At 30.6% G+C, this 2,242-nt stretch carries 3 protein-coding genes and 1 pseudogene; all 4 read left to right on the forward strand.

The genetic code is table 11. The features are described 5' to 3' along the window. A pseudogene (locus B2U95_RS13060) lies at window positions 1–792 on the forward strand (FAD-binding oxidoreductase); the annotation flags it as partial. Window positions 793–803: 11 nt separating this feature from the next. Then, window positions 804–1,166, forward strand: coding sequence for a DUF6686 family protein (locus B2U95_RS13065; RefSeq protein WP_296316979.1), 363 nt, complete (start codon window positions 804–806; stop codon window positions 1,164–1,166). Continuing rightward, a complete protein-coding gene (locus B2U95_RS13070) occupies window positions 1,167–1,520 on the forward strand; it encodes a hypothetical protein (RefSeq protein WP_296316980.1) in 354 nt (117 codons plus the stop codon). A 109-nt stretch (window positions 1,521–1,629) separates the two neighbouring features. Next, the coding region (locus tag B2U95_RS13075; protein ID WP_296316981.1) for a DUF4856 domain-containing protein at window positions 1,630–2,242 on the forward strand (613 nt) is incomplete at its 3' end.

Here is a 2,242-nt window from a genome sequence, read left to right on the forward strand (position 1 = left end):
ATAACGTGGTTGAACCAATGGAATAAAACGACACAATTAAGCTTAAATATAGAGCGACCAAAACCAAAAATTAATAGAAAAAAGTTAAAGAATTTTGAAGTTGTTAAAAAAACCATACTTAATGTAGATGACACTTTTTTACTTCAACTTCGACCTAATAAAAGAGTGAAATTTCAGTCAGGCGATTTATTAGCCTTTTATCCGGAAGAAGACGGAATCGAACGCTTGTATTCTATAGGTCGAGTAGGAGACACTATTCTTTTAAGTATAAAGAAGCACGATTTCGGAATCTGTTCTAGCCAATTAAATACTCTAACATTAAAAAGCATGACGAAAACTAAAATAAAAAGAAACTTAGATTTTCATTTTCCAACATACGCAAAACAAGTTGTAATGATTGCAAACGGAACTGGTATCGCACCATTTTTAGGAATGATAAGTGAAAATGATAGCCAAATTAAAACCCACTTATTTTGGGGAGGACGAACAGAAGATTCCCTAAAAATATATTCAGAGATCATAGATAGAGCTTTTAAGGAAAAGGCTTTATCTAGCTTTCATATTGCTTATTCGCAAGAGCTTGAAGAAAAAATCTATGTGCAAGATCTAATTGTAGAGAAGGCTATTTTCTTAGCTGAGATTTTAAATAATGGTGGAGTTATAATGATTTGTGGTTCAATTGCTATGCAAAACAGAGTTTTAGAAGTCTTAAATAAAATAACAACAGAAAAATTAAAGCAACCACTGAGTGTGTTCGAAAATAACGAACAGATAAAAATAGATTGCTACTAAATAAAAAGAATATGTGTAAAAGTATAAAAGTATTATCTCAAGTTAAAAGTGGAGAATTATTGTTTTGTGAAGATTGTGAATTATTTCATTTGGTATTTAATAATTTGTTTTTTGCACTTACCACAAAAGAATTAGAGCGCTTAAAAACTTATGTTGATGGATTAGAAGTAGGCTATTGGGAGCATAAGTATGCGTGCTCTAGAATGCAACGAAAAATACCTTTACCACTAACACAAGAGAATTTGGTTATTATGTTTAATAGGCAAGAAGTCCTAGAGTTGAGAGTTTTATTAGCCTATAAAGACAAAAATGAAAATGAATCTATAGAATTTTTGAGTATTGATGATATTGATTATAATGCAATTTTAAATTAAATGGATGATATAAAGCTTATTTACTGTAACTATTTTGGAACCTCTTTTTTTTTAAAGCGCTGTACCATTAGTCAATTAAATAAAGTACAATTGGTTTTTGGTCAAATAGCGTTTGATTTTACCAATCAAGAACTCGTAGATTTACAAGAAATCATTAAATCTGCTCTATCTCATTTAGGTGACATTGATAACCTAAACAATGAAATAGATCTTTTGAATGTTGTTTTGTTGATAAAAAAAGATAGGGAGTTTCACTTTGCTTTTCTAGAGTTAAAAGCCTTGGAAGATCTAATTAATGGGACTTTATTTCATCTGAACTTTCATGATATTATAAGTGATTTAATAGCAATTTAAAAGTTTATTTAAATTTAGTCTAAATAAACTTTGTAGATTTAACTTACAGCACTACTTTTGCATAAATTATTTATAACCAGTCTTAATAAGATTAACAAAATTATTGAAAATGAAATTTAACAGCAGAAATAACAGTAAAAAACTGAGCAGAAATATTGTCTTAAGTTTATGCGTAATAGGTGGTTTATTTACCTCATGCTCTAGTGATGACGATAATGGATCGGGAGGTAACGCAGTTGTTACCCCTCCAACTTATCAATTTGAGAGAAATGGAATTGGAACCGTAAGTTATGGCGGTCAAACATCACGTATTCAAATGGGTAACGAGTTTGTGACCGCATTAAAAGATAATACCAAAACAGAATTAGAACTAGATGGTATGTTTACCAATACGGGAAACTACTTTACTGGAATAGGTTTAAATGATTCTGGAAAAAATTTAAGAAGCAAAACAGCGGCCTCTAGCGACTATTTTTCAGCTAATTCTACTGACGCTAATGCGATTAAAGCTGATTTTGATGGTTGGATTGCTAATCAAGTTAATGATGTTTTTCCTAATTGGAATACTGATGCGGTTGCAGGTACAGCAGGCAAAATACAAGAAGCTGGCGGAGGATCTACACGATATGTAAATGCAAAAGGATTAGAATACAATCAAGCTATAAATAAAGCTTTAATTGGTGCTTTAATGACAGACCAAATGCTTAATAATTATTTGAGTA

The sequence above is a fragment of the Winogradskyella sp. UBA3174 genome (genome assembly GCF_002364335.1).
Classification (GTDB): domain Bacteria; phylum Bacteroidota; class Bacteroidia; order Flavobacteriales; family Flavobacteriaceae; genus Winogradskyella.

Coding starts and splice junctions, on each gene's coding strand:
- B2U95_RS13070 (WP_296316980.1), top strand. CDS start 1,167: ATGGATGATATAAAGCTTATTTACTGTAACTATTTTGGAACCTCTTTT.
- B2U95_RS13065 (WP_296316979.1), top strand. CDS start 804: ATGTGTAAAAGTATAAAAGTATTATCTCAAGTTAAAAGTGGAGAATTA.